The organism is Porphyromonas sp. HMSC065F10, assembly GCF_001808555.1.
Classification (GTDB): domain Bacteria; phylum Bacteroidota; class Bacteroidia; order Bacteroidales; family Porphyromonadaceae; genus Porphyromonas_A.
Genome location: NZ_KV793806.1, coordinates 7,000 through 7,914, shown reverse-complemented (window position 1 = coordinate 7,914; position 915 = coordinate 7,000). Strand labels below are relative to the sequence as shown.

At 54.0% G+C, this 915-nt stretch carries 1 protein-coding gene; it reads right to left on the bottom strand.

Annotation, left to right across the window (positions count from 1 at the left end; genetic code table 11):
• Nucleotides 1–363: 363 nt before the first annotated feature.
• Nucleotides 364–735, bottom strand: coding sequence for a transposase (locus tag HMPREF2890_RS09365; protein ID WP_070467418.1), 372 nt, complete (start codon nt 733–735; stop codon nt 364–366).
• Nucleotides 736–915: the final 180 nt, after the last annotated feature.

Sequence of the window (915 nt, the reverse complement as noted above, 5' to 3'; positions counted from 1 at the left end):
GTATTAGAGAATTCTTTTACCGGTATTAGATCGAACCTCCGGCAGAGGGGGGGTGGGGGTACAGACTCTCCTCTACCTCACTCTCCATCCCCTCTTTGGTGATGAGCATAAGATCTGCCTCCTTTATCTTGTACTTACGATCGCTGTAGTGCGGTCGGATAGGCTCGTATCACTTACGGATCCTCTGACAGTATTCGTAGGCTTCCTCGATCTCGGGGAATTGCTTGAAGAGTATCTTTGCACGCTCCTTTTGATCGTCGGTCCACTCCGTTTTGCGCTTGAAAAGGAGACCCCTCGAGCGGTGTAGGAGTTGCTTTAGTGTGTCGTCGTTGGAGAACTTTTCCTGCAGGGCCAGCTTCTCTTTTACCGTCTTATTCTTCTTTCGCTCCAGCGCAAGAACCGCTTGCGGTGGCGGATTAGGACGCTCTGGAGCTGCTCGAGGACTTCGCGGAGGACGTGAAACTTGTCCGCCACCTGATAGGCATTGGGAAAGGTCGTCCTCGCCAGCCAGTCGTAATTCGGAGCCATGTCCCGAGTCACACTCAAGACCTTCATCTTGGTCTTGACCGCAAACATTGACAGAACCTGCCGGAGCTCGGAGGTCCTGAGCGTATCGGCCGTCAGAGCGACCTTGCTCGTCTCCCGGTTGCTGATGATCGTGTAGCAGACACCATCGATCGTCTTCTCATCGATCGCCATATAGGAGCCTACGTTTGACTCCTTGAGGATCGGCACCCTGATCTTTTTTCGACCTCCCTCTCGCCGGACCTCGATATCATCTTGATAGATCCTGCCGTCCCGCGCTGCCTCACGGAAGCCACTCAGGGAATCCTTGTACCACCGGTTAAGACGCTACGCATCCGTCTCGAGGACATAGGCGACGTTACCAATGCTTATCGGCTTCCCCTCGACCAA